This window comes from Paenibacillus sp. OK060 (assembly GCF_900101205.1).
Lineage (GTDB): Bacteria > Bacillota > Bacilli > Paenibacillales > Paenibacillaceae > Paenibacillus > Paenibacillus marchantiae.
In genome coordinates, this window is the sequence record NZ_FNFR01000001.1 from 685,440 (window position 1) to 712,305 (window position 26,866).

Here is a 26,866-nt window from a genome sequence, read left to right on the forward strand (position 1 = left end):
GTCCAGTGCAGTAAGTCATAAACGTCAGTACACTGTAATGATGAATATCAATGATGACCCATGACATTTGTCATGGGTGGATGAAGCAAACCTGCTTTGTAGAGCCTGAAAAACAGTATTTTAAGATTCCTTTGTACAATTTGCGCAACAATTTGTATTATGTATACAAATTTTGTGCCGGGCATGGTAGAATCTATCATTGAGTGGTTATGACAACTTATGAAATTGGTTGATAGGTTGATTTTCTGATGGATTGGATGGAGTGCATGATGAAGAAAAGAATAACGGATATTCTATTTATTATGGCGGGTGCATTTCTGTTTGCACTTGCAGTAAACCTGTTCGTCATCCCGAATGATCTGGCTGAAGGCGGCGTTACAGGGATTACAATTATTTTGTATTACCTCTTTGAATGGTCTCCTGGACTGATGAACTTGCTCCTGAATGGTATTTTGCTACTTGTGGGGTACAAATTTCTGGACAGAACGACAACGGTGTATACCATTATTGCGGTGGTATTTAACTCGCTGTTCCTGCACCTAACCGAGAGCTGGACGATCGCATCGGACGAGCTCTGGATCAATACTATTTTTGGTGGATTATTTGCCGGTCTGGGTATCGGCATGATTGTTAGAGTAGGTGGCACAACGGCGGGCACCGTTATTCTGGCCCGGCTTGCCAATAAATATCTGGATTGGAACATCAGTTATGGACTGTTATTCTTCGATCTAATCGTGGCGTTCTCGTCTTTCTTCATTATAGGGCCGCAAGGTTTGATGTGTACGATTGTCATGTTGTTCGTCGGAACCAAAACGATGGAGTTTATTATTGAAGGGCTCAATCCGAAAAAAGCAGTTACGATTATATCTACCAAACAGGATGCCATTGCTCAACAGGTCATTGAGAAGATGGATCGGGGAGTTACCGTCTTGTCTGGTCATGGCTACTATACGAAGAACCCGAAAGAGATCTTATATATTGTCATTAGCAAACAAGAAGTTCCGATGCTGAAGAAGATTGTGCGAGCGGAGGACGAAATTGCTTTCATAACGATCCATGATGTGCGTGACGTCTTTGGTGAAGGATTCATTGAATTGTCCAAATCGTAACGAAACGTATATATAACGAAGTAAGGAGCTGCGGTGTTTATCACTGCGGCTTTTTTTGATTTACATAATGTAAAGTCGAAATTGAATGATTACGATGAGATCAGGCCTTGATTTCGAAATCATATCATCCGATACAGACCAAAAGCTGTACACGTTTTAAAGCCGATGATATATTAAATTTAATTCGTTAAGAAACTTAACTAACTATAAAAGGAGGCGATAAAATGGCTGGCACACCGCAGTATATCCGCAATCTGAACGAGAATTTGATTATGGATGCGCTGATCGCAACTGGTGCGATGTCCAGGGCAGATATCAGTCGTCAGACCGGACTCAGCAAACCTACGGTGTCGTCGGCGATTGAACATCTGATTGAACGAAATCTGGTGCTGGAAACCGGCAGAGCCGACAATGCCCAGGGTCGCAAAGCAACACTCATTCGATTCAATGAAACAGCTTATTATGTCTGTGGCATCGATATTGGGGCAACCCGAATTCGGATTGCACTCTCTGATCTGAATGGTGAGATTATGGATTACAGAACGTATCCAACATTATCGGTCCAAAGCGGTGATCGAGCAGGGACGGCAATCCTTGATGTGCTTCGAAGCCATATGGATGAATTACTGACGGAAAATCAATTGAATTGGGATCAAATCCAATGTATTGGTTTTGGCATTCCAGGTGTTGTACTGCCGGACTCTGGTGATATTGATCGAATCGTTGCCCCGTTAGAGGGATTGGAAAAGTTGCTCTCGCTTGAATCATTGTCGGGAGCCTTCCCGTGTGAAGTGATCCTGGAGAACGATGTGAACCTGGCTGCACTGGGGGAGTACAGAGGTGGAGCAGCAGCAGATTCCAATCTATTTGTGTTTTTCTCCATCGGTACTGGAACGGGTGCAGGCATCATGGTGAACGGGCAATTGCTACGAGGCATGGGCGGTTTGACAGGCGAGCTCGCGGAGATGTTGTTGGAAGAGGGGCGTCGATTGGAGGATGTTTTGTCAGCGGAAGGTCTGATGGAACTGGCCAAGCGTCAGTTGGATGCCAGTCTTCTTGAGGGTCCTGATTCTGGTATAGAATACCTTCGTGAACACCTGACTCCTGAGAAACTGTTTGAAGCTACCCGAGGTGGAGAATCGCAGGCTGTGAAGATTCTGAAACAATACAGCCAAAAGATTGCTTCGGCTCTGCGGAATATCTGTGTCGTGCTTGCTCCCCATCTCATTGTACTTGGCGGAGGTATCGGGGGGAATGGGGATGTGTTATTGCCGTTTCTCAGACAGATCGTATCTGATCAATTCCCGGCGAAGCCTGAACTGATCTGTTCAGAGCTGGGCGAGCGGGCTGTAGTGACTGGAGCAGTGCAGGTAGCCTTGCAACAGACGATGTTGAATCTTCAGCATGAGGCATTGGAATAAAAGCGTCAAAATGAGATTTGAATTAAACATCAGCTAGGCTGATTTAAAAATAGAGAAGATTCATCAGACATTGAACGGGTTGAACATCGCATATAGGAGGACAAAGCTATGTTTACCGACAAAAAGGAATATTCATTTTCAACTTGCTGGAACATCAAACGTCACACTACGGGTCAGGGCATGATTGAGGAGATCAAATCCCTAGGCTTCAGACAGGTGGAGCTAAACTATAACGTGACGGACGAATTGCTTCAAACGATTGAACCAATGATTGAACGGGGAGAAATCGGCATATCCAGTGTGCACAATACATTTCCACATGTAGCTGATCCAGATTATGGAACCGACTCGGTTCTGCTCGGTTTCGACGATGAGCCTCGTCGAAAGCGCGCCATTGAACTGCTGCTCCGTTCAGCTGAATATGCACACCGGTATGGTGCGAAGGCAGTCGTCGTGCATCCAGGCGAGGTGCCGTTTGAATATAATATTGATGAAGCATTGAAAAAGATATATCACGATCAAGGGCCGGACTCCTCGGACTATCAATCGTTGTGGCAAGAAATGTTGGAGAAGCGTGAGGCGAGTAGCGCACATTACCTGATGCGGATTCAGGAGAGTCTGGAAGAAGTGTGTGATTTGTCAGAGCAGCGCGGATACGGGGTGAATTTCGGCATTGAGACTCGATCACGCTGTTACCAAATGCCGACGCTGCAGGAGGCGGGCGCACTTATCCGTGGAATGAAAGGGGCACCACTCGGCTTATGGTACGACATCGGTCACGGCATGATGATGGACCGAATGGGGCTTTATGATAATGTACGCGAAGCAAATGAATTGATCGACCATGTCGTCGGGGTCCATATTCATGAGACGGTAGGCTTATCGGATCATTGGTGTCCTTATATCCATAGTAAGGACATGGCATTTTTTGATTCATTCCTGGATATCATTGATCGTTCTCCGGTCAAAGTATATGAGTTGAAAGCAGCCTGCACACCGGAAGAGATTGATGAGAGTCACCAGTTAATTACAGCTCGTATCGCCGGACGTCAAGCGGCACGGCAGCACGGATAATCTGGCAAGAGAACAGCGGTGAAAAATAAACGTAAAGAGAGCGGTCAGAATAATCTTACCTTTTGGGTTAAGTGGTATTCTGCCGCTCTCTTTCCGATGTGATATTTTCTAATCTGTAATTATAAGATATAATATGCATTAATCAGGCTATGGTATCCCTTCCTTCTGAACTCTTACAATGGTATTAGGGGTGCCGCTTCCCTGATTTTTTTAGTTTTTTGGACTGTGTTATACATATGAAGAACCGCCACGAGCTAGGCCAAGTATACCAATGCTGAATATATTATCGTCATATGGGAGAGTACAAGTGATGGACTTATTCTCAATCTATTTCAGCAGGAATTTGAAAGTGATCATTGCAGAGCGCGAGGGCAAGCTGCCTGTGCGTATATTGGCGACTGCACTGAGAAATTTGGAATCGCTGGGATATACGTTTTCGACGAAACTGATAGATGTGCTGAATACCTGGGAACGTGACAGATTCGTTTTCTGGTTTGAGCAATTGATAGATGAGCTTCGAAAGATGAAAGGAATCAATTTAAAGGAAATCCTCGTGTATCCGAAATTTCCTAAGCGGAAAATGAATATTCAGGAAAGTAAATTTTATTTAAATGCTTTGATGCATTCCTGGAGACAGCAGCTTCTTGAAAAGGAGCAAGAACAGGAGCAGCGCATATTACTGCTGAACAAGCTGCGACTGCGTGTGATTCATCTCGGCAGTGAAGCAGATTTTTACCAAGTAGGAATGGACCTGCTTACAGCAAAATCTTCGTTAATGCCAGTTGCAAGAGAGCAGTTGACCTGGTTTGCAACAAAGTACGAAGGCTGGGCCACATTTGAACCAGAGGCAGGGCAAATACCTGTGAGGGAAAATGCAGCCGTTTATTGCGCGGCTTTATTAAAGGCGGGGCGTGCTTCGGTGAAGCAACTCCAGCGACATTTGCGCACGGCAACAGATATATTGCGGCTGGCGGTAGCGTGTTCCGATGGAGATGTCAGTCTGAAGGAGAACACCCGCTTCCGTTCATTTACTCGATCTGAACGTCGGGTAATACTTGCTTTATTGGAGGGTGCTTCGAACCCGCTGGAAGATTTGTTTCGATATAAAGGGCGCTGGCAGAGATTGGCCGAGCGACTGCATCCAGGTGAATATCGTCACCGTTATCCAGGGGCAATAGCGGCGCTGGACCAGTTGCGACGTGGGGAACGACCGCTTACCTTTCATGGCCGAGTGGAGCGGGCATTTGAACAGAAGGATAACCAGCTTATTCTGGAGACGCTTGCGGAACGTCCGGGAGAGATGGTCGGTCAGCTCGACCGAATGATACGTTCCGGTGTTCCGGTGCAGCAAGTGATCGGCAAAATGGAAACTGTGGAAGAGATGGTTTCGACAAGGGCGCTGCTTGGAGTGTTGGCCCACTTCAGCACACGGACGGAGTTTCAGGTCAGGAGGAGCTTTTTCCGCCAAGGCAACACGGCAAATCTGTATGTCTCCACTCAACCGCTACCGTCCCTCAACGTTGAGGATGTTCATGCGGTGATATCGGCGGTAGAGCATACACTGTTGAAACGGTTTGCCGTGCTTCCACCACTCGGTAATGTCTATATTGATGAAAGACTTCAAGAGTTTTCAGTTCCATGGGGAAAACGCCGGGCAAGCGAATCTCTTCGAGCTCTATCGCGTGCGTCATGGATATCGTTACCCACAGGAGATACCGTTCGTTTTTTTCTGTGGTGGAGAGAAGGCCTGAGTGGTGATGAGCGAATCGAACGTGTGGATACCGATCTGTCGGGTGTACTGTATGATGAGGATTGGCGTTATATGGACCAAACATCCCGGACCCCTCTGAAATCGAATGAATATATAGCTGCAAATAGTGGGTTTATGGTGACTGCACCGGATGGAGCGGCGAAGTATATGGATCTGCATTTGCCGTCCGTTTCTAGGTTAGGGGCACGTTATATTGTAATCATGGTTAACGCATTCAGGGATAATGCTATCAAGGATTTATCGGAGTGTTATGCTGGCTGGATGATGCGTCAGGCCCCACAGTCGGATGAGATGTTCGAACCCTCAACGGTGCAGGAGCGAATTGATCTGACGGCAGATTCCCATATTTGTATTCCGGCCATTATTGATATACAGGAGCGGCGCATTTTGTGGTGCGATCTTGGTTTAAAGAGACAGCCTAAAGTGTATCATCCGATGGGAGACAACATAGCCGAGTTGGCTTTGATCGCCCGGGCAATGACGGAGATGAAACGACCAGATTTATATACCTTATTCATGCTTCACGCTAAAGCGCGGGGAACATTGGTTGAGACATTAGGGATGGCCAATCTCGTATTTACAGCGGAATTGGAATCCAATCGTGTGGCTGAAGTGGCAGAGTATCTGACAGAAGGCCCACCCGTGGAGCGCACTGTGATTACACCTCTGAAGCAGGAGTATATTATGAAGCAGTTTTTGTAACGATGTAGGTTCGGATGTTTAGTCATAGATTATTGTAAAAGGGGTATTTGTCACGTTCGACCTGCGCGGGTCACCATGACAAATACCCCTTTTGGTGTGGATTATATATTTCTGAGCCTATAGGTAGCATGAAATTGAATGGAGAAAATGAAGGTCGTTCCATTCCATTACACATTTTATTCGTACATTCGTTGTTCGACTTCAGCAAAAGCGATATCAGGGCTCTCATTTGAATTATCAATGTAAGCCACGGCTGAGGCGGGCAAGGGCCAGGCTACTTGTTTACGGGCAAGTGAAGCTGTGAAGGCATCCCAGTTCGCCAGCTTCCACTCATCCAGCGGGGATTTTCTGGCTGTAATCCGCTCTCGATACAACGCTTCATTTGCAAGATAAATATAGGCCACACGTACATCTGTATCATCCAGGGAACGTCCAATCCGTGCGAGTTCCTGCTCGATCCAGTCCGGAGTTCCGATTTCTTTGGTAAAGGGTCCTACAACCACGGTATCGATACCCAATTGCACGTTGTCCAGTGCAGCATCCATCGTAATACGATATCCCAAATCACGGCACAGCCGTTTGTATTCCGGTGAATCCCGATCGGATGGATCGAGTCCTTGTAGGGTCATTATTGCTTCAGCAGCTGGACGCAGCAGGATATCCATATCCAAAAAAGCAGCTTTATGTTTACGCGAGAGGGCTTTGGCAAGGGTTGTTTTGCCGCTCCCGGCCCCGCCAAGAAAGAAAATCAGTTTGCTCATGGTTTGAATTGCCTCCTCATAATCGGTAGAAAGAATATGTAATGTCTAAGTAAGAATAAGAGATTCGTGATGACACCTCAGGTGTGAAATGACTTATTTATTTTATCACAAACGTCTTCAATTGATAGCTAGACAGAAAAGGAAGGATCAGGTAATATTATACCTAGTTTTACTATGCATAGATTTCCGATGTATGTAGCCAAGTGGATTTATTAGGTACATGTTGAAGTTTTAAGAAGTGTGGTAAAAGTGGATGTAGTTATTGGACGTGGAAGCATGAACCAAAGGGAGTGACAGCTTTGCAGGTAAACAAACAAATGATTAAAGGCAGCACGGAGACATTGATTCTTACGCTACTGAAGGAACAGCCGCTTTACGGTTATGAATTGATCAAGGAACTCCATCGTCAATCCGAAGGTGTGTTTAATTTGAAGGAAGGTACGTTATATCCCATTCTGCACGCGATGGAGCTTGAGGGATGGGTGGAGTCTTACTGGATGGAGGTTGAAGGTAGGAAACGTAAATATTATTCCATTTGTGACAAGGGTGTGGAGGCGTTACAGCATAAAAAAGCCGAGTGGCTTTTATTCCGCGGTGCCGTGGATCGGGTGCTTGGGGAAGGAGGCTTAACATGACGGATCGACATGAGAAGATTAAACATTATCTTGATCAACTGTGTAGTCAGGTTAAGGCACGTGAAGTACATACTGATCTGCGTGATGAGCTTGGCAACCACATGGAAGAAATGATGTTGGACAAGGAGCAAGAGGGACTGAGCCAGGAAGAGGCAGCTGCATACGCCATTGATCAGATGGGTGATCCCGCAGTGGTGGGCAAAAGTATGCACAGATTGCATCGTCATCGTATGCATTGGGGGCTGTTAGTTGGATTAATTGGTTTGTCTATAACTAGCCTGTTACTGATATGGATTTTTACGACGAATGTCGCAGATGAAAAGTATCAGTCCTTATATCGGGGGCATGTGGTGTATACCGTTATAGGTGTAATGATGATGTTGTTCTTTATTTACTTTGATTATCGTAAGTTGAAAAGAGCTGCCTGGTGGATCTATATTCTACTTAATGTCATGTTATGGATCAGTCCAATGATAACAACGGATATTCATGGTAATAGCAGGTACTGGGGCTTATTTGGATTAACGATAGACCTTACCACAGCTTCAGTGTGGATTTTGCCACTTGCTATAGGTGCCATTATGTTGGACAAGCTTCGTTCCAATTGTAATATGCAATCCATCTTGACCTACATTGCAATGATAATGTTCCCCGCAGTACTATTGTTTCAAACGTTGGACTGGGTTCGGTTGTTTCTGTTTGGCATAATGAGCATTATTATATTTGGCTGGCTCACGAAAAAATGGCTTTATACAGTCATAGGTGCTGTTATAACAGGAAGTATTTTTGTACTGCTATTGTTTTTTGCAGATCAATACGGACGCCTGGAGAGGTTCTCTGTCGTTTTGAATCTTCAGGATGACCCTTACGGGAGTGGCTATAGCAACAATTCCATTATTGAAGTTATTCAATCATCCGGCTGGTGGGGGAATGGGATTGATACAACGTTCGATAAGTTTAAAACGAGTTATTATAATTACCCAGGTGTTCTGCTCATTGATGTGTTTGGTTGGTCAGCCGGGATCCTGTTATTGGTGGGGATCATCTGGTTTGTTATCAGTATGATGAAGATGCTTCCTCGTATCCGGGATGATTTTGGTCGTATGATTATTGTCAGTATCACCGCCGTTTTTGCATTGCAAATCATCTATTCGTTGGCGATGACCACTGGGAAGGCTCCGATTCTTAGTATTTCTTTTCCTTTTATTGGATACGGTAATCATCTGATGTTTGATTATGCCATGCTCGGTTTACTCCTCGGTGTGTACCGTCGGAAGGATACCATTTCGAAGAGAAATGAAAAAATACGGCACAAGGTGGATGCCGACCCAATGACCAGTTTATAAGCATGCAACATCATTACCGCATCTAGAAACGAATGGATTGTTATGCTCATTTAACGAGCATTCATGGGAACCAGATATGTCTGAGGTTTACCCATCCCTGGCTGTTAAAGGAGAGGCCACGAACGGAAGGCAGGTAGGCAGTCTCCACATGTTTTTCAGTTAAATGGAATAATAAACTCTGCTGCACCAGAAATTGTTCGATCCGATCCAGTTCGGCAGTTCGGTCTGCTACTATTTGCGAAGCAACAACAGTTTGCAGCATCTCTTGAACACTCTTCTTGGAAGATTCCTCCAGATGTTCGGATAAAGTGAGATAGAGATCGTACCTGCGTAATTCTTCGTCCCGGTCCCGAATCAGGGAGAAGAGAATCAGATCGGATTCCAGTCTCAGGTTCCCTTTGAATTGCTCCATCGTGCCTATTCGGACAGTACATGTGAAGCCGTACATTTCCAATGACGATGCCAAACGTCTAGCATCCATCCGATACTGAGGAATGGTTGTGATGTGTAAGGGGATAGGTAGATCAAAAGTAGAGTGCTGAGACAAATAAGTCAATTCTTCTGCATTCATCAACACTTTATCAGCATCTCCTGGATCACCTTCATTACTTTCATTCATGCCATTCCCATACAATTTAGTAATACACGCCTGAACATGTGCTCTTACATCCGGATCGCTTAGGGGTCCGGTTTTTTGTGTATTACAAGTGAGTAATTTGCGTACCATCACGCCTGCACTAATCTGTGTCCAGTCTCTACCCTCAGACGAGGATGGATTATGAACAAGGTGGAAGAAAGGAGATTCGATATCTTGTTTTTCATCCAAATGTGCAGGATCACTCCACGGGATTTGTAGAATATCTACACGGTCCAGATGGGCTCTGCCTTGAAAATACATCGGAAAAGCTTCAAGTCTGCACAAGTGATCATCCCAGGTTGTAACCTTGAAAGGCCCGGTTCCTATAGGCTTTTGCATGGTATTCGATACATCTGTTTCCTTGTCTCCATCTTTATGTTGCCCGTAAGTGGCTTGTGAAACAATCGCTGCACGGCTCGTAGAAAGAAAGGGCAAAAACAATTCGTGAGAGGCTTTGAGCTTGAAACAAACGGTCAAGGGATCTGTTGCTTCAAGCGATAGAATTTGTTTGCTCACATCGCGGTATAATGTCCGCCGTTCTGTGGATTGCAGTCGTTCAAATGTATACACCACATCCGCGGCTGTCAGCAGGTGTCCATTGTGAAAAGTAATCCCTTTACGCAAATAAAAAAACCATGTTTTCCGATCTGAACTGACATCCCAGGTATGAGACAGACAGGGAATAATCTCTCCGTGTTCATTACGTTGAACCAGCCCATCGAACACATGACTAGTGACAAAAGATTCTGCCAGCAAATTGATAAAAAGGGGATCAAGGGCGTGCAGTTGTTGGCGGATCGGTAACCTGAGCGTATCAATTCGCTCATTATGGCTACCAGCTTCCGTATGGTGTCCAGAATAACCAAGCAGCCACTGGTTTAGGTGATCCTGCATTGTCGTAGAACTAGAGAAAGCACCAACCTGTTCGGCGGCTTGCTGCAACTCGCGGCGATTCATGGCCTGCATCATGTATTCTGCTGCAATTTGATCAGCCGGAACAAGTAGGGTCAGCGTAGAACGCCGTCCACGTCCGCGCTGGGACACCCACCGAATCCAGTCTTGGGCAACCATTTTTTTGACGATTGTTAATGTGTTACGGTGTGTACACTCGAGCAGTTCCGCAAGGTCAGAGAGCGTTACTTCATGTTCTAATAGTTGACCAAACCGGCTATGAAGCAGCAAATATTGCTGATGTAATTTCAAGGTTTTGATTCCTCCTGGAGGTTGTAGCTGATGCAATATAATAAAATAAGAAGTTTTATCGTTTTTAATTTCTATTTATATTCTTATTTTATCATCTAGAATTAAACCTAGAAAGTTTAATGGAGGTTTTTCCCATGATTGATAAAATAATGGCTTCACCCAACCGCGCTTTAATTACGCTACTATCCGCATTAATGTTAGCTATCATTCATCAGTATTTGTTCTATGGCAAGGATATTGGTGTTTCTTATCCCATCTTTGTTATCCTCTTTTATGGCTTTATGTTCTTGTTTGCCAGGGACCGCATGCGGCGATTGACCATGATTGATGCTTTTATGGCTGGGGTGGTGCTGATGCTGGCGCTAACGTTTCTGTTATACGACAATGAACCGCTGCGTATCCTTAATTTCCTGATCGTACCGGGGCTTATTATCTTACATATGACTTATCTGGTCGGCAGAAAACAGAGACAATGGTGGGACATTGGATTGATCGGTACCGCGATGGACCATTTGCTGCCACAATCCATCCGTCATTGGGGAACGGTCGCAAGCATTGTTGTGAAAACAGGAGGACGTAGGCTAGGTAAAACGCAGAAAACGGCTGCTTTCAAAGTATTCATTGGCCTTATAGCATCCGTTCCCATCGTCATCGTGGTTGTAGCACTGCTGACCTCAGCAGATGGGATTTTTAATGAGTATTTATCCGGTTTTCCGGAATGGTTAAATCAAATGACACTGACACCAGGATTTCCGAGAGTGATCTGGATTCTCATCGCGGGCGTTTTATTGTTCAGTTATGTATGGGGTTTCGTGCAGCCGATGCAATATGAAGCAGATAAGAGAGAAAATGCACATTGGAAAAATGGAAAAGCAATTACGGTTACTTCAGAAATCGAAAAGCGAGAAGATGTTTCCGTGAATTCCATACAGGAGAGTCCTTCCTTGAACTCAATCATAGAGGATCAGCCAGCAAATAAGCCCGCACCTGAGGCAATTTCTACTCAAGCTCATCGTGAACCTTTAAGATTGGACCCCATCATTGTGGGCACGATGCTGTTGGTCATCAACTGTGTGTATGTTCTGTTTGTGCTTGTACAATTTTCTTATCTTTTTGGGGCGGGTGAGGGACATCTTCCGTCAGAATTGTCCTACGCAGAGTATGCAAGAAGTGGATTTGTGGAGCTGATACTGGTAACAGGCTTTAATTTTTTCATCCTGATTATCGCTCTTCAGTTCACGCGTTCAAGCGGCAAAATAGGTTCTGTTGTGCATCAGGTGCTGCTCTTTGTCCTGGTGGGTTGTTCCGCAATCATGCTGTACTCGGCGTTTATACGCCTCAACCTGTATGAACAGGCTTATGGATATACCTACATTCGATTTCTCGTACATGCATTCATGATTTTTCTGGCGCTACTGCTGCTTATTGCAGCTCTTCGAATCCGTTATACCTCCATACCGTTGATCCGCTGGTATATTGTATTGTCCCTAGCAGCCTATGTGGCAGTCAACTATGTGGGCATGGATAATCGGATTGCAGAGCTTAATATTACACGATATCATCAGACAGGCATTATTGATGCATCCTACTTGACGAGTTTATCTGCAGATGCCGTTCCGATACTGCGAGAGTTTGCCCAGAGGGAGTACCCGGAATTGAAAGGGGAAATGCTGGAGCATCAAGCTAACTTTGACCTGGAAGAAACAGACAGTTCCTGGGCTTCTTTTAATATGGCAAGACATAGAGCTAAGCTAGAATTGTCCAAATTGAGAATGAAATGAATTCATCTACCTGTTTTCCAGCAATGAATTTATGCAAAATCCATATGTAAGTGTTATACTATAAAAACTAACCTATAAAGGGGGTGAATCCCTTGTTTGAACTTCAGGAATTGATACCGTATATATTTTCACTCGGACTCATTTTCACAGTCAGTTACGCTTATATTGCCCATCTGCATTGCGGCATTACAGAGTACTGGATGGAAGGTGGGGCCGGAGGTGGTCTGGAACCTGGATTGCCAACCTTGTCCTTGGACGGACAACACAGACCTGAAGCTTTAAGTCGAATCGTCAGACGAAGAGAATCCCCGGATGAAGATGAACCAGATTGCCATTCCTCGTTGTATGTACTTTCTACAAAACAACGAGGAGGATATATATGGAACATAAGACAAGCAAGGGGTTCACTTTTACATCTGGCAAGGGACGGATCTATGGCCTGATTGCAATTCTTTTTGCAGTGATGCTACTGGCTGGATGCAGTAACAACGTCTCAGAGATTAATTCATCAACACCGGGGTTCTTTAACCATTATGTTGTATTTCCACTGTCGTATCTCATTCAGCACATCGCAACGATATTTAATGGAAGTTATGGGGTAGCCATTATTGTGATCACCCTCGTTATCCGTCTTGCGTTGTTGCCATTGATGATGCGACAAGCAAAATCTCAGCAAGGTACCCGAGTGATCATGAATGCTATGAAGCCGGAGATGGATGCGCTCAAGAAAAAGTATGAGGGCAAAAACGACCCAGCCGATAAGCAGAAGCTTTCGCAGGAAACGATGGAGCTGTATAAGAAGCACAAGTTCAATCCGCTGAATATCGGATGCTTGCCACTGCTGATTCAGTTGCCCATTCTGTCAGGTATCTACACGGCTATTCGGCTTACGCCGGAGTTGTCATCTCACTCCTTTCTGTGGTTCAAATTAGGAGCGCCTGACTATGTGCTTGCAGTCGTTGTAGCTATTATTTATCTGATCCAAGCCAAGGTTTCGCAAGCCAATATGGCGCCAGAACAACGAAAACAATTCGCAATCATGGGATACATCTCTCCTTTGATGATGGCCTTTTTCTCGCTGTCGGCACCTGCAGCGATGCCGCTGTATTGGACGATCGGCGGTTCATTCCTGGTCTTGCAGACGTTATTGTTCCGCAAATTGTATCCGGTTGAACACCCGAAAGAGCCCGTGGCTGTGCAGGTAAAGAACAAAAACATCAAACCTGCGAAGCCCGCTAAGTCCTAAGTTTTCACTCATGAGATTGGTGCACTAGAATCATATAAATTTAACGTATGTGTTGATATAACGGATGTTCTGCACCATCATGTAGCGCAAAGATGCCTTGTCCCATGGGACAAGGCATCTTTTTTTGTATGTCCAGTTATAACATTCAAATAGCTGGTTCATCGGACAACTGGAAACGGGATACGAAATACCAAATTAACTCACGGCGGGAGGATACGTCTGTTTTGGCAAAAATGGATTTTAAATGATCCTGTACCGTGTAAGCTGATATATGCATCGCTTCCGCAATTTCTCTGGAAGAATAACTGCGCAGCACGTAACCCAATAGTTCTCGTTCCCGAATGGACAACCGATGACTCTCTGCAAGTAATGGCAGTAAGTCCTGCGGCATAGCCTGTTCAAGCCTGATCGCAATCTGATCCGGACCTGAAAACTGTTGCATGCGGCTGGCATGAAGCACAAGGTAACGGCCATCCAGGAGTTGAATGCAAACTTTGGAAGGCGAATGAAGGATAGGTTCTTGCGCAACCATCAAATCGGAATCTGTACGAATCTGACGCTGTAAATGCGAACTGACTGCACGGACTGGGCGCGGCAATACATCTGGTCCCACATGCTCTAGTAAACGTAATTGTGATAGCCAATATTGAGCGGGAGCGTTCACGGATAACAGCTCGAAAGAGTCCGATGTGATCATAATACCAGGGTCCGAGGGACTTCCGCTCTTAATCTCGTCCATAAGAGTCAGACTTGTGGATCGTAACATCAATGCAATAGAAGGTGTCCAGGCCTGAATGCTTAGTCGCTCCTCTTCCGTGAATACGGGTTGTTCCGTCTTGCGATATAGGGTTAGATACCCCCAACAGGCTCCGCCACTGACCAGTACAGCCCGAAGTTCATCACTGAAACCTGCGGGTTGAAGGATGTTATGATACCGAGCGCTTGCAATAGGGTTTTCGCTTATCGATGCATGAAGGATCGCTGTATAGTCGCCGCTGTGAATCAAATCAGCATACTTATGTATATCTTCTTCCATGTATTCATTAACGAACAGCCGGTCATGAATGGCTTCAATGCCGTCTTCCGTCACGGCACCTGTTGAGAGAAGAGTCTGTGGATCAACTGTTGTGAAGCAATACGCGTCATAGGGAACGATGTTCTGAATTTGTTTCAGGACAGCTTCCCGGTAGGTGCGCGAGGTCCAGGTTCCTTTTTCGAGAGAAGTAATGAGTCGCTGGTTCGGTTCCATGCGTGATGTCATAAAGCTTTCTCCTCTCCACATGCAGATATCCCATTGTTCTGGGATTGTACGCTCTGCGTATCATTCTATAATGAAATTAGACGAACGAAGAGTCAAGTCTAACTTGAATCCATGAGGAGTGTAGTATCGATGGACCACAATCAACCATCTTTGAACTGGGATACGGCGGATGAAAACCGTTACGAACAATCGATAGCCCTGAAAATTCCGGGTTATTCTCATATGCATGATCTGATGGAGCAACTGCTTGCCGCTTCTATCACGGATAACAACGAAGTTGAGATACTAATTGTCGGAGCAGGTGGAGGTAAGGAATTAGCTCTGCTTGGTTCTCGCCATGCGGGATGGACGTTTACTGGAGTAGATCCTTCCCAGCCGATGCTTCAGTTAGCAGAGAGAAGAGTCCGGGAGGCGGGGATCGAAGCCAGAGTGCAACTTAAATCCATGACGCTTGAAGCGTTACCGGAAGGTGAGGTCTACGACGGGGCAACAAGTATGCTAATGCTGCATTTTATTCAGGGGATCGAGTCCAAAAGACGGTTCCTGTCCAATCTAGCGGCCAGACTCAAGCCTGGGGCGCCACTCATTATTGCAGCAGTGAATGCCGATCTTCATTCGCCTGTATATCCAACCATGATGCAAGGCTGGCAGGATCACATGTTAAGTAATGGTATTCAGCAGGAAGAATGGGAGCGGTTTGCAGCTTCCCTTGGACGAGAATCGGATCCTATCTCATCTGAACAAATGATTGGGCTGATGAAAGAATGCGGATTTTCGCACATTACACGTTATTTCGGAGCATTCTGGGTGGAGGGGTATTATGCGAAACGAGACTAAAACAGATTCTGTGAAAGACCAGATTTGGATTGTTGGCGGATATGGTCAGGTGGGGCAAATGATATGTACGCAACTGGGACGATTGTTTCCCGGCAAGGTATGGGCGGCAGGTACGCGGATGAATCGGGCTGAGGAATTCAGCCGATCTACGGGTGGTATAGTCCAGCCGCTTCAATTGGATGTACGAAAAGCGATTGACCCTGTTGTGCTTCAATCGGTCAAGTTGGTGATCATGTGTGTGGACCAGGCGGATACCCAATTTGTCGAGGCTTGTGCGAAAGCAGGGACAGATTATATTGATATTTCAGCCAATTATGACTTTCTGGGTCAGGTCGAACAGCTGCATTCCAAAATGCAGCGTTCCAAAGCAACAGCCATGCTTAGTGTGGGACTGTCGCCTGGGGTGACCAATCTGCTTGTGCGTGAAGCAGGTGCCCATATGGAGCAAGTAGACGAAGCGGACATTACTGTCATGCTGGGGCTGGGTGAAAAACACGGAAAAGCCGCGGTGGAGTGGACTGTGGATCAGATGAATGCTACCTATCAGGTCATGAAAAAAGGTAAGCCAGCGGAAGTGCAAAGTTTTCACGATGGTAAATGGATTGATTTTGGCGCAGACTTGGGCCGCAGGAAAGCATATCGGTTTAACTTTTCGGATCAACACGTCGTTGCTCGTACACTTGATATTCCAACGGTTTCCACTCGGTTATGTCTCGATTCCCGTTGGATGACTAGATCCATGGCAATTTCGAAACGTATGGGGCTGTTCACACTACTGCGTATTCCCTCCCTTCGTAATGGTACGGTCAAGGCTTTTGGGGTTATTCCCGGAGGGGAGCCGATGTTTGCAGTCAAGGTAGATGCAGTGGGATGGAAAAAGGGCAAACAAGTCCATTTCGAGCAGCTGCTGGTTGGCGAGCGTGAAGCAGATGCAACAGCAGCAGTTGCGGCGGCGGTAGCGGAGAGAATGTATCGGACGGAACTACCGCATGGCGTTTTTCACATTGAACAATGCCTTTCCTTGCAGCATATTCAGGAAGCACTTCGTTTTCCATTGAAAGTAACAACGAAGATTACGTAAATCATATATGTTGTTGGATCATTTTTTTGCTCAGGCTCTCCGATCTGCTATGATGGAACAAATAATCATGGTAGAACGGAGGGAGATCATGAACTGCATTGCTGTATTGCCTTATTACAAAGTACAGAGAGAAGTGACGGGTCTCGCACAGGAAGTACTGTATAGTGATCGGTCCATGATCCTGTACTCGGACAAGATTGTAACGAAATACCGCGAGTTTAATATTACGGAAGTGTTCGACATGTCCTTTCGGAGAATGGGGAATGAAGGTGGTTTTTTCTATCTACATACCAGCACCGGAGTCTATCCTTATATGGTCAACATAGATCCCAAACCTTTTATCCAAACTTTCAGAACGATGACGACTCAAAAATTAACTTAGTCTTGACCTTGCCGTTACGTGAAGGCTTATCCTCGGATTTGGAAGTAAGGCAATCCAAACCTAGAGGAGTTGTGAAACGAATGAGTATATTAATCCAGCAAGCCACAATCTTAACGATGAAAGACACCGATTCCCCCTTTAAGGGGGATATTCGCATTGTAGGCGACCGTATCGCAGAGATTGCTCCCCACATTCAGGCTCAACCTGGTGATGACATTATGGATGGTCAATATAAACTGGCAATGCCAGGTCTGATCAATGCTCACCAGCATACACCGATGAGTCTGTTACGAGCATTCTCGGATGATCTGAAGCTGATGGACTGGCTTGACCGTAAGATGCTGCCTGCAGAAGCCCGGATGACACCCGAAGATATATACTGGGGAGCACGATTATCCATCGCCGAGATGATCCGTTCAGGAACTACAGCTTACGCTGATATGTACATTCACATGAATGAAATCGCAGAAGCGGTGACGGAAACCGGCATTCGGGCATCTCTCACACGCGGAATGGTATTTGTGGAGGATGACGGAGGGCGCAGATTACAGGAAGCGGTCGATTTGGTACAACGTTGGTCGGGTAAGGCTGAGGGTCGAATTACGACGATGTATGGCCCGCATTCTCCCTATACTTGCCCAGTAGAACCTTTGCGGGAAGTCATTGCGATGGCGGAACAGGAGAATGTGCCTATCCACATTCATCTGGCTGAGACGAAAGAGGAAGTTGTGAAAATTCGTGAACGCTATGGCATGACGCCAACGGAGTATTTGGAAGAGGCAGGTATGTTCGAAAAAGCACACGTACTGCTTGCCCATGGTGTACACCTGAATCGCAGAGATATTGGCAGACTGAAAGGCATGCGTGGTGGAGTAGCGCACAATCCGGTCAGCAATCTGAAGCTGGGCTGCGGAATTGCCCCAATTACCGAGATGATTGCACAGGGAATTAATGTGGGTCTTGGAACTGACGGGGCAGGCAGTGCGACAACCATCGATATGTTTGAAGAGATCAAGGCTGCGACCTGGCTGCAAAAGCTGGATTATGGTGATCCTACCCGGTTGTCGGCAAGAGAGGTACTACACATGTCTACACGGGGAAGTGCAGGTCTGTTGAACCTTCAGGATGAAGTAGGTGTGCTGGAAGTTGGGCGCAAGGCCGACCTGATTCTGATTGATCTGAAGAAACCGCATTTGCAGCCGGTTCACCAGTTGGAATCATTGCTTGCATACAGCGTGAATGGCGCCGATGTAGATACCACCATTGTGAATGGTCGTGTGCTCATGAGAGGCAGGCAGCTGCTAACGATAGATGAGGAAGAACTTTTCCGTCAAGTAGAGGTTCGTTCGAAGCATATTGTGGAAGGGATTTAATGTGCCAAGCGGAACTAAGCAAACGGAGTCCTAATGAAAGTAGGGCTCCGTTTGCTTTTCCTTACATATTGATTTTTGACAGCGACAATTCTTTTACCAGGCAGACGCGAATTGTCCAGTTCATTATCAGTTCACACAAATTTGTTAGAATGTGAAATGGCCAATATAGATAGGGTGTATGACTTGGAGAGGAAGAGATCAAGATGACTATATTAGAAGTAAAACATGTGAAGAAATCATACACGCTGTATGGTAAGGAAAAGGTTCCTGTGCTCCATGATGTGAATTTGAGCTTTGAGACAGGAGAATTCGTCTCGATCCTTGGTGAATCGGGTTGCGGAAAGTCAACCCTTATGAATATTATTGGTGGAATGGACTCCGATTTTGAAGGGGAGATCCTTGTTCGTGGAAAGAACTTAAGTGCTATGACTGAAAAGGAAATGGATGATTATCGGAAGAATAATATCGGCTTTGTGTTTCAAAATTTCAATCTGATCCCGCATCTGTCTGTGCTGGAGAACGTTACGATTGCCATGCAAATGACGGACACAAGTGAAAAGGAACGCAATAAGCGCGCTATAGATATTTTGACCGAGGTCGGGCTGAAGAATCATCTGAACAAACGGCCTAACCAGCTGTCGGGTGGACAGAAGCAAAGGGTTTCCATTGCTCGTGCACTATCGAACAATCCAGACATTATTTTGGCGGATGAACCAACAGGTGCTTTGGATAAGGAAAACGGGGATCAAATCTTGGCTCTGCTGGACAGTATTGCGCAAAAAGGGATGCTGGTCATTGCGGTAACTCACTCGCAGAAAGTAGCTGATTCCGGTACGCGTATTGTGAAGGTTGAGGAGGGACGGATTAAGGATGATATCCATCTAAAAGATCGTTCCTTGACCACTTATGAAGGCAGTCGTGGTGCTTCCAGAAACTTGGGCTTACTGGCTTCTTTCAAAATGGCTCTCAAAAATATGAAACTCAACGGCAAGCGTAATGTACTGGTTGCATTGGGTGGGTCGATCGGGATTTTAAGCGTACTCCTGATGCTCTCCTTGGGTAATGGAATAACGACATATATGAACGACGAAATCAATTCAAGTATGGACCCTTTGCTTGTGGATATAACGAAGCCCAGTGCAGATGCCAAAGATATGCAAGGCCCGCAAGCCTTGATGGCAGCAGGCGAACCTTTTACAACAGCCGACATTGAGACTATTCGCAAATTCCCTAATGTGGATCATGTAGAGACCATCACTACCATTACAGGCAAATCGACTATGGTTAATTCAAAGCAAAGTGTGGCACTTACGCAGTTAACGACGTTAACGGATGCTTTTGATCCAGCAACGCTAACAACGGGTAAGCTTCCGGTAGAAAATGAGATGTTGTTACCCCTCGATACGGCGAATAAATTAAGTGGAAATGACCAAGCTGAATCCATGATCGGCAAGTCTGTGTTTCTATATATCAATGAGATGGATGGCAATAATAAACCGGTAACTTTGGAGAAAGAAATAACCATATCGGGTATTTATGAAGCGTCAGATCAAAGATCACCAATGCAGCAATCACCGGGTTACATTTCATCACAGACGTTGGAGCAAATGTATGCGGACAAAGGAATAACGATTGGGCCAATTCAGGTTAACGCTTATGCAACCGATATGAAATATGTCAATGATATTAATGCAGCAGCTGTTGATGCGGGCTTCTCAGGCTCCCAGTCGGCAAAAATCATGGAAAATATCACGACATACGTGAACATGGCCACGATCGTTCTGTCTGGTATTGCAGGCATTTCGTTAATCGTATCCGGTATTATGATATTGGTTGTGCTTTACATTAGTGTCGTGGAACGAACGAAGGAAATCGGAATCCTTCGTGCGATTGGAGCAAGAAAGAAGGACATCAAGCGAATTTTCTTTTCTGAATCTGCTCTATTGGGGGTATTCAGTGGAATCATTGCGGTAGTATTTGCGATAATTATTAGTTATGTGTTGAATATTCTCTTGGACAACGCTTTTGGAGCTAAGCTAATAAATTTATCGGGATACTACATTGTGTTCGGAATCGTTGTAAGTACAGTGATTAGTATCATCGCTGGTTTGATGCCATCATCGAAGGCTGCCAAGCTGGACCCGATGGAATCCTTACGATACGAATAAATTTAAGTTGTGAATAATGAAAATTGCGGAAAGGATAATGGATACATGAACACGATTCTTGTGGTGGATGATGATTCCCATATCCGCAAATTAATCCGAATTTATCTCGAAAAAAATCAGTTTTCCGTCGTGGAAGCGCCGGATGGCCAAGAAGCACTGAACATCCTCTCTCATACCAAAATTGATTTAGCGATTGTAGATGTGATGATGCCAAGAGTAGATGGTATTGAACTGACCGAAGACATTCGATCTTATCTGGATATTCCGATTCTAATGGTGACTGCCAAAGGAGAATCCAAGGATAAAGTCAGAGGATTCAATGCAGGGTCAGACGATTATTTAGTAAAACCTTTTGATCCTGTGGAGTTAATTTTGCGTGTGAAATCTTTAATGAAGAGATACAACAAGATTTCATCGAATGTTATTCATATAGGCGGTGCAACGATTGATCTGAGCAATTTGACAGTGGAGGCAGGAGCTCAAACGGTTGAATTGAAAAAGAAGGAATGTGAATTGTTGTTTGCTCTGGCGAGTTTGCCAGGGCAAATATTCACACGTACACAGCTTATAGAAGATATATGGGGAATCGATTATGAAGGTGATGAGCGTACCGTTGATGTGCATATCAAAAGGTTACGAGAACGGCTTGAACCGATCCCTGAGTTGATCATTTCGACGATAAGAGGACTTGGATATCGTTTGGAGAGTGTATGAAAATCGTGAGGAAAAGCCTGCGTCTACGAATCGTAGTTACCTTTTTTGGTATTGTGATCGTCAGTTTAATTCTCTCCTTTATATTAAATATGCGGTCTCAGGAAAACACACCAAATCATTCTATGGTTACGATTGCCGAAGACATAGCTACGATGATAAATCTGATTGATGATCCGGAAAAAGTGAAAACAAGCTTGGATATCTTTGCACGATACGGCTTGGACATAAACTCCGTGAATGAACAAAGTGAAGTGCTTGCTTCACTACCAGATGATAAAGTTCATGAATTATTCGATGAAAATACCACGGAAGCGTTTATTCTATCCAATAAAGATGAGACAGCGATTGTTGGTGTTCCCAGGATGAATGAAGAAAAAGATGCGCTCCTGATCAAAATTAATTTTTCATCGATTTTTCATAATGTGAAACGTACATTATTTATATCGCTATTAACTGTCTTAGTCATAGGAAGCTTATTAATCATGTTCATGTCTGGGTACATTGTGAAACCGATCAAAAGGCTAACTGCTGCAGCTAAGAAAATGGCTTCAGGCGATCTGTCTGTCCGGTTGAAACATAATAATCCAGATGAGTTTGGTGAGCTGATGGAGAGCTTTAATCATATGGCCCGTGAGTTGCAAAAAATAGACTCGGTGCGTGATGATTTTGTCAGTAATGTCTCTCATGAAATGCAGTCCCCACTAACATCGATTAGAGGATTCACAAGAGCGCTGCAAGATGGTGTCATCCCTTTGGAAGAGCAGAAAGAGCATCTGGATATCATATACGAGGAAACATTACGCCTTTCCAGGCTTAGTGATAATTTACTTCGGTTAGCCTCGCTGGACTCGGAGCACCATCCGTTTAATCTCAGTACGTTCCAATTAGATGAACAATTAAGAAGAGCGATCGTATTAGCGGAGCCCCAGTGGGCGCACAAAAATATCAAAATTGAATTGGATTTATTGCCTTGCGAGATCACGGTCGATAAAGATTTGTTTGAGCAGGTCTGGCAGAATTTAATCAACAATGCGATAAAATATACGGGTACCGATGGGTCCATTCACATCGAAATCGAGATGTCCACGTCATTCGTGAAGGTATCGATTAGAGACTCAGGACAAGGAATACCCGAGGAGGCCCTTCCGTATATTTTCGATCGATTTTATATGGTGGACAAAGCACGGAGCAGTGCTCTTAGAGGTAATGGATTAGGGCTTTCCATCGTGATTAAAATTTTGAAATTGCATGATTGTACAATTGATGTGGAGAGCAGGGTTGAAGAAGGAACGCAGTTTACGGTTACGATCCCCAGACCTTCGACTACATCTTAAGTAAGCTCAATTAGCAATATTGAAGCAATCTTGGTCCTTAGAATACAAGACCCTGTTGCTTAAATATTGCTTTTTGGTGAGCACTGCGTGAAAGATCTGATATATTGTTTTGTTTAGTGGCAGATGATTTGATAAGATAGAAGAGATGTGAGTATCAATCCATTTATATGGTGACGAGAGTAAATTAGATTCAACGTTTTATTCTATCCGCTACCCCTGCACATCTATGTGAATATATGAACATAACAATTTATTATATACAGAATGGAGCCATCCAATGAAATATCGCAATATGGAAGATTGCATTAATGATCTGGAGCAGCATGGACATTTGATTCGAGTGAAGGAAGAAGTGGACCCTCATTTGGAGATGGCAGCGATACATATGAAAGTGCATGAGGCGAAAGGCCCAGCTCTGCTTTTCGAAAATGTGAAAGGCTCCAAGTTCCAGGCTGTTTCGAACCTGTTCGGTACACTGGAACGAAGCAAATTCATGTTCCGTGGAACGCTTGAAGGTGTACAACGTGTCATGGCTGTCCGGGATGATCCAATGAAGGCACTCAAGACGCCTTTTCAGCATATCAGCACCGGTCTTGCCGCGTGGCAGGCTCTACCTAAGCAGAAGTCCATCAGTTTGCCTGTAACCGCGCAAGAGATTCAAATCTCGGATCTGCCGTTGATCAAGCATTGGCCTATGGATGGTGGAGCATTCGTTACGCTGCCTCAAGTCTATTCGGAAGACCCAGACAAGCCAGGCATCATGAACTCCAATCTGGGCATGTATCGGGTACAGCTAAGTGGTAATGATTATGAACTGAATAAGGAAATTGGACTTCATTATCAGATCCATCGCGGAATTGGTATTCATCAGGCCAAAGCAGTCAAAAAGGGAGAACCCCTGAAAGTGAGTATATTCATTGGGGGTCCGCCGGCACATACACTTTCTGCAGTGATGCCTTTGCCTGAAGGACTCAGTGAGATGACTTTCGCGGGGCTACTTGCCGGCCGGCGTTTCCGTTACAGCTATAAGGATGGGTATTGCATCAGCAATGACGCCGATTTTGTCATCACGGGTGATATTTACCCGGACGAGACGAAGCCTGAAGGACCGTTTGGTGATCATCTTGGATATTACAGTCTGACCCATCCGTTCCCACTAATGAGAGTGCATAAAGTGTACGCCAAGCCGAATGCGATCTGGCCATTTACCGTGGTGGGTCGTCCTCCGCAAGAGGATACTGCATTTGGGGATCTGATTCACGAAATTACGGGTGATGCCATTAAACAGGAAGTTCCCGGTGTGAAAGAAGTCCATGCTGTCGATGCAGCAGGAGTGCATCCGCTTCTGTTCGCGATCGGAAGTGAGCGGTATACGCCCTATCAGACGGTAAAACAGCCAACAGAGCTGCTGACGATTGCGAGTCGTATTCTGGGTACAGGCCAGCTCAGTCTGGCGAAGTATTTGTTTATCACAGCAGAAGATCAGCAACCGCTGGATACGCACCGAGAAGTGGAGTTCCTGACGTATATCCTGGAACGAATGGATCTGCAACGGGACATTCATTTCCATACCAACACAACGATCGATACGCTGGATTACTCGGGAACCGGGTTGAACAGCGGCAGTAAGGTTGTATTTGCAGCCTATGGGGACAAGAAACGGGAATTGTGCCGTGAAGTACCGGAGACATTGAAGGATATCCGAGGTTATAGTAATCCGCAGCTGGTGATGCCAGGAATTGTAGCTATTCAGGGTGCGCCATTCAATAGTTATGCGGATACAGAACAAGAAATGAAGGCATTTACGGACATGCTGAAGGAAAAAGGAGACCTGTCTTCTTGTCCAATGATTGTATTATGTGACGATAGTTCTTTCCTGAGTGCGAATCTCAGCAACTTCTTGTGGGCGACATTTACCCGCAGTAATCCGTCCCATGATATGTACGGTGTGAACAGCAGTTACAACTATAAACATTGGGGCTGTGACCAGATCATTATCGATGCCAGAGTGAAGCCGCATCAGGCACCACCATTAATTCCAGACCCATCTGTTGAGAAAGGGATTGAACGCTTTTTCGTACAGGGAGCGAGCCTGAGTTCAATCAAAATTTAGTTGAATTCAATAAAAGCCCAAAGATTTTTTTGGGCTTTTTGGTTATATATGTGTAAAGCGATATGCCAGATATCTAAATACAAATTCAAACCGGGACTTTTTTGGAAATGGGACTGAGAATAAAGTCTTATACGTTCGTATTTCCTTTTACGATTAAGGTCGTTTGGACTATGGAGAAAAAGAATGTATTTATCGATATAAAGTAGTATAGGGATTTTTGGGACCCGATCTAACGGGTACTGTTGACTATAAATGATTGTTCAGGGGGAATACCGATTTGAGAATCCATATTATGAACCTGCAAGATGGAGACCGTCTAACTGCGGATACATTCAGCGAAGCGGGATTACACGTTCTGGGTCAGGGTACTGTGATCAAAAGTGAAGATATCACCTTGCTGATGCAGCACCGCGTAGACTATGTGGATATTGAACCACGCGAGGAAGAGATCACGGAAGCGGAATTCTTTGCTGCTGCAGCAAAATTTGCATCTGGAGCAAGCACAAGCACAAGCACCAAGGAAGAACCGCCTGAAGAAGAAATGAAATCCCAATTTATACAAACTGTACATAATTATCAATCCGCGTTTCTCGAAGCGCTGACTGTGGGCAAGTTCAACGCAACAATGGTGGACGATGCGCTTCAACCGATGGTGGAGGGATTGGACGAGCAAAAGGATGTCGTGCATCTCCTGATGATGCTGGAACGGGATGATGTCAATAACTACACACATTCCATTCAGGTTGGACTGTTGTCATTTTACCTAGCTAACTGGCTTGGTTATTCCCAAAAAGAAAGTTATCAGATCAGTCGTGGTGGCTATCTTCACGATATTGGCAAATGCAAGGTATCTCATCGGATACGCAACAAGGTGGAACCGTTAACCGCAGATGAACAGCTCGAATTGCAGCGTCACACGATCTATGGACATGATATTATCAAAAGTTCCATGACCGATGAGGCTACAGCGCTGGTAGCTCTTCAGCATCATGAACTGGAGGATGGTACCGGATATCCGATGCAACTGAAGAAAGACGAAATTCATCCATATACACAGATCGTATCAGTCGCTGACATATACATCGGGATGAGATCCGGCAGTCACGGAAGCAGCAATCCGAACCTGATCAATAACTTGCGCGATATTTATGCGATGGGATTCGGCAAACTGAATGAGAAGCCGGTTCAAGCCTTGATGCAGCATCTGCTTCCTAATTTTATTGGTAAACAAGTACTGCTGAGCAACGGCGAGCGGGGTGTTATTGTCATGAACAATACATCCGATATTTTTAAACCACTGATCAAGGTGGAATCGGAACAATATCGTGATCTGTCCAAAGAACGCACTCTTGCCATTAATGAATTAATTATCTAAGTTTGAATAACAAATGAATTCATACAGAAAACGGGCCTCCTATAAGATAACAGGGGACCCGTTTTTAATTTAGATCATGCACTGAATTGTTCTTCATGGTGACCAGGAGTATACTTTGCAAAGACCTTAATCTTCCTTTTTAGGCAAGAGTATGTTAAACTTTGTTGTTGATATTTGAAAAATACGAACAAGTGTTCTTTAATAAGGGCAATATAACTGTTCGGAGATGATTTGCCCATGGATTTAAACGAACTGAAAAAGCTTGCTGATACGTTGGACGATAATGGTAAGCGAGAACTTATCTACTTTTTGCAGTCCCGAACCAGCAGCTACCACAGCCGCTTGAAGGAATGGATGGATCGCATCAATGGTGTTGCAACAAAGTATTTGCAGAATTACTTGGCGTGGTTTCGTTACTTAGACAGCAAGTATGAGAATACCGCGTCGAATAAGAAAAATATGTTGGTCAAATTGTGTCTGTTTACTGTGACCGACTCGGCTTTCTACTTATTCTTGTTAAGCTAACGGGCAGTTATGCGTAA

21 protein-coding genes and 1 pseudogene are annotated in these 26,866 nt (G+C 44.9%); 19 read left to right on the forward strand and 3 right to left on the reverse strand.

The features are described 5' to 3' along the window. Positions 1-269: 269 nt before the first annotated feature. The 4 genes from BLS14_RS03175 (at position 270) to BLS14_RS03190 (ending at position 6,077) form a co-directional block, all read left to right on the forward strand. On the forward strand, positions 270-1,109 hold the full coding sequence (locus BLS14_RS03175) for a YitT family protein (protein ID WP_064640909.1): 840 nt from the start codon (positions 270-272) through the stop codon (positions 1,107-1,109). Between the two features lie 224 nt (positions 1,110-1,333). After that, positions 1,334-2,530 (forward strand): ROK family transcriptional regulator, encoded by a 1,197-nt coding sequence (locus BLS14_RS03180; RefSeq protein ID WP_090949476.1) that lies wholly within the window; start codon positions 1,334-1,336, stop codon positions 2,528-2,530. A 108-nt stretch (positions 2,531-2,638) separates the two neighbouring features. Then, entirely contained in the window at positions 2,639-3,604 is a 966-nt protein-coding gene (locus BLS14_RS03185) for a sugar phosphate isomerase/epimerase family protein (protein WP_090949478.1), read from the forward strand. Positions 3,605-3,914: 310 nt separating this feature from the next. Further along, the gene (locus tag BLS14_RS03190; protein WP_090949480.1) at positions 3,915-6,077 is read left to right on the forward strand and encodes a hypothetical protein; all 2,163 of its coding nucleotides are present in this window, start codon (positions 3,915-3,917) and stop codon (positions 6,075-6,077) included. Positions 6,078-6,253: 176 nt separating this feature from the next. Here BLS14_RS03190 and BLS14_RS03195 read toward each other — a convergent pair whose 3' ends face one another. Next, entirely contained in the window at positions 6,254-6,838 is a 585-nt protein-coding gene (locus BLS14_RS03195) for a P-loop nucleotide/nucleoside kinase family protein (protein WP_090949484.1), read from the reverse strand. A gap of 299 nt (positions 6,839-7,137) precedes the next feature. Between BLS14_RS03195 and BLS14_RS03200 the strand changes: the two genes are divergently transcribed. Together BLS14_RS03200 and BLS14_RS03205 are read left to right on the forward strand one after the other, a co-directional pair. Further along, the gene (locus tag BLS14_RS03200; RefSeq protein ID WP_024631897.1) at positions 7,138-7,473 is read left to right on the forward strand and encodes a PadR family transcriptional regulator; all 336 of its coding nucleotides are present in this window, start codon (positions 7,138-7,140) and stop codon (positions 7,471-7,473) included. Further along, on the forward strand, positions 7,470-8,819 hold the full coding sequence (locus BLS14_RS03205) for an FtsW/RodA/SpoVE family cell cycle protein (RefSeq protein WP_090949487.1): 1,350 nt from the start codon (positions 7,470-7,472) through the stop codon (positions 8,817-8,819). Before BLS14_RS03200 ends, BLS14_RS03205 begins: the two co-directional genes overlap by 4 nt. 61 nt (positions 8,820-8,880) lie before the next feature. Here the strand turns inward: BLS14_RS03205 and BLS14_RS03210 are convergent, their stop codons facing one another. Beyond that, positions 8,881-10,659 carry an ABC transporter substrate-binding protein gene (locus tag BLS14_RS03210; RefSeq protein ID WP_063563430.1) on the reverse strand — a complete coding sequence of 593 codons (1,779 nt, stop codon included), beginning with the start codon at positions 10,657-10,659 and terminating at the stop codon, positions 8,881-8,883. A gap of 134 nt (positions 10,660-10,793) precedes the next feature. Here BLS14_RS03210 and BLS14_RS03215 point away from each other — a divergent pair, with 134 nt between their 5' ends. The 3 genes from BLS14_RS03215 to yidC all read left to right on the forward strand — a co-directional run bounded on the left by BLS14_RS03215 (position 10,794) and on the right by yidC (position 13,686). Continuing rightward, the gene (locus tag BLS14_RS03215; RefSeq protein WP_176854313.1) at positions 10,794-12,440 is read left to right on the forward strand and encodes a DUF4153 domain-containing protein; all 1,647 of its coding nucleotides are present in this window, start codon (positions 10,794-10,796) and stop codon (positions 12,438-12,440) included. Between the two features lie 92 nt (positions 12,441-12,532). Then, positions 12,533-12,883, forward strand: coding sequence for a hypothetical protein (locus tag BLS14_RS03220; RefSeq protein ID WP_176854315.1), 351 nt, complete (start codon positions 12,533-12,535; stop codon positions 12,881-12,883). After that, positions 12,820-13,686 carry a membrane protein insertase YidC gene (yidC, locus tag BLS14_RS03225; protein WP_063563432.1) on the forward strand — a complete coding sequence of 289 codons (867 nt, stop codon included), beginning with the start codon at positions 12,820-12,822 and terminating at the stop codon, positions 13,684-13,686. Before BLS14_RS03220 ends, yidC begins: the two co-directional genes overlap by 64 nt. Before the next feature lie 145 nt (positions 13,687-13,831). Here yidC and BLS14_RS03230 read toward each other — a convergent pair whose 3' ends face one another. Next, a complete protein-coding gene (locus tag BLS14_RS03230) occupies positions 13,832-14,947 on the reverse strand; it encodes a helix-turn-helix transcriptional regulator (RefSeq protein ID WP_090949492.1) in 1,116 nt (371 codons plus the stop codon). A 129-nt stretch (positions 14,948-15,076) separates the two neighbouring features. Between BLS14_RS03230 and BLS14_RS03235 the strand changes: the two genes are divergently transcribed. The 10 genes and pseudogenes from BLS14_RS03235 to BLS14_RS33005 all read left to right on the forward strand — a co-directional run. Then, a complete protein-coding gene (locus BLS14_RS03235) occupies positions 15,077-15,784 on the forward strand; it encodes a class I SAM-dependent methyltransferase (protein ID WP_090949495.1) in 708 nt (235 codons plus the stop codon). Then, positions 15,768-16,865 carry a saccharopine dehydrogenase family protein gene (locus BLS14_RS03240; RefSeq protein WP_090949497.1) on the forward strand — a complete coding sequence of 366 codons (1,098 nt, stop codon included), beginning with the start codon at positions 15,768-15,770 and terminating at the stop codon, positions 16,863-16,865. The genes BLS14_RS03235 and BLS14_RS03240 overlap by 17 nt, the downstream gene beginning before the upstream one ends. An 88-nt stretch (positions 16,866-16,953) precedes the next feature. Beyond that, a complete protein-coding gene (locus BLS14_RS03245) occupies positions 16,954-17,247 on the forward strand; it encodes a hypothetical protein (protein ID WP_090949499.1) in 294 nt (97 codons plus the stop codon). An 80-nt stretch (positions 17,248-17,327) separates the two neighbouring features. Beyond that, positions 17,328-18,620 (forward strand): amidohydrolase, encoded by a 1,293-nt coding sequence (locus BLS14_RS03250; protein WP_090949503.1) that lies wholly within the window; start codon positions 17,328-17,330, stop codon positions 18,618-18,620. A 203-nt stretch (positions 18,621-18,823) separates the two neighbouring features. Next, positions 18,824-20,788 carry an ABC transporter ATP-binding protein/permease gene (locus BLS14_RS03255; protein WP_090949504.1) on the forward strand — a complete coding sequence of 655 codons (1,965 nt, stop codon included), beginning with the start codon at positions 18,824-18,826 and terminating at the stop codon, positions 20,786-20,788. 45 nt (positions 20,789-20,833) lie between these two features. Continuing rightward, positions 20,834-21,502 carry a response regulator transcription factor gene (locus tag BLS14_RS03260; protein ID WP_063563439.1) on the forward strand — a complete coding sequence of 223 codons (669 nt, stop codon included), beginning with the start codon at positions 20,834-20,836 and terminating at the stop codon, positions 21,500-21,502. After that, a complete protein-coding gene (locus BLS14_RS03265; protein ID WP_090949506.1) occupies positions 21,499-22,836 on the forward strand; it encodes a sensor histidine kinase in 1,338 nt (445 codons plus the stop codon). The genes BLS14_RS03260 and BLS14_RS03265 overlap by 4 nt, the downstream gene beginning before the upstream one ends. Before the next feature lie 277 nt (positions 22,837-23,113). Further along, positions 23,114-24,949 (forward strand): UbiD family decarboxylase, encoded by a 1,836-nt coding sequence (locus BLS14_RS03270; RefSeq protein ID WP_063563440.1) that lies wholly within the window; start codon positions 23,114-23,116, stop codon positions 24,947-24,949. Between the two features lie 277 nt (positions 24,950-25,226). Continuing rightward, on the forward strand, positions 25,227-26,324 hold the full coding sequence (locus BLS14_RS03275; protein ID WP_090805833.1) for an HD-GYP domain-containing protein: 1,098 nt from the start codon (positions 25,227-25,229) through the stop codon (positions 26,322-26,324). A 330-nt stretch (positions 26,325-26,654) separates the two neighbouring features. Further along, positions 26,655-26,814: pseudogene (locus BLS14_RS33005) on the forward strand (IS1595 family transposase); the annotation flags it as partial. Positions 26,815-26,866: the final 52 nt, after the last annotated feature.

Bases quoted from the DNA above. Each gene is read 5' to 3' on its own strand.
- BLS14_RS03180 (WP_090949476.1), top strand. From the start codon at position 1,334: ATGGCTGGCACACCGCAGTATATCCGCAATCTGAACGAGAATTTGATT.
- BLS14_RS03255 (WP_090949504.1), top strand. From the start codon at position 18,824: ATGACTATATTAGAAGTAAAACATGTGAAGAAATCATACACGCTGTAT.
- BLS14_RS03175 (WP_064640909.1), top strand. From the start codon at position 270: ATGAAGAAAAGAATAACGGATATTCTATTTATTATGGCGGGTGCATTT.
- BLS14_RS03265 (WP_090949506.1), top strand. From the start codon at position 21,499: ATGAAAATCGTGAGGAAAAGCCTGCGTCTACGAATCGTAGTTACCTTT.
- BLS14_RS03185 (WP_090949478.1), top strand. From the start codon at position 2,639: ATGTTTACCGACAAAAAGGAATATTCATTTTCAACTTGCTGGAACATC.
- BLS14_RS03235 (WP_090949495.1), top strand. From the start codon at position 15,077: ATGGACCACAATCAACCATCTTTGAACTGGGATACGGCGGATGAAAAC.
- BLS14_RS03230 (WP_090949492.1), bottom strand. From the start codon at position 14,947: ATGACATCACGCATGGAACCGAACCAGCGACTCATTACTTCTCTCGAA.
- BLS14_RS03195 (WP_090949484.1), bottom strand. From the start codon at position 6,838: ATGAGCAAACTGATTTTCTTTCTTGGCGGGGCCGGGAGCGGCAAAACA.
- yidC (WP_063563432.1), top strand. From the start codon at position 12,820: ATGGAACATAAGACAAGCAAGGGGTTCACTTTTACATCTGGCAAGGGA.
- BLS14_RS03250 (WP_090949503.1), top strand. From the start codon at position 17,328: ATGAGTATATTAATCCAGCAAGCCACAATCTTAACGATGAAAGACACC.
- BLS14_RS03245 (WP_090949499.1), top strand. From the start codon at position 16,954: ATGAACTGCATTGCTGTATTGCCTTATTACAAAGTACAGAGAGAAGTG.
- BLS14_RS03205 (WP_090949487.1), top strand. From the start codon at position 7,470: ATGACGGATCGACATGAGAAGATTAAACATTATCTTGATCAACTGTGT.
- BLS14_RS03240 (WP_090949497.1), top strand. From the start codon at position 15,768: ATGCGAAACGAGACTAAAACAGATTCTGTGAAAGACCAGATTTGGATT.
- BLS14_RS03215 (WP_176854313.1), top strand. From the start codon at position 10,794: ATGATTGATAAAATAATGGCTTCACCCAACCGCGCTTTAATTACGCTA.
- BLS14_RS03190 (WP_090949480.1), top strand. From the start codon at position 3,915: ATGGACTTATTCTCAATCTATTTCAGCAGGAATTTGAAAGTGATCATT.
- BLS14_RS03270 (WP_063563440.1), top strand. From the start codon at position 23,114: ATGAAATATCGCAATATGGAAGATTGCATTAATGATCTGGAGCAGCAT.
- BLS14_RS03260 (WP_063563439.1), top strand. From the start codon at position 20,834: ATGAACACGATTCTTGTGGTGGATGATGATTCCCATATCCGCAAATTA.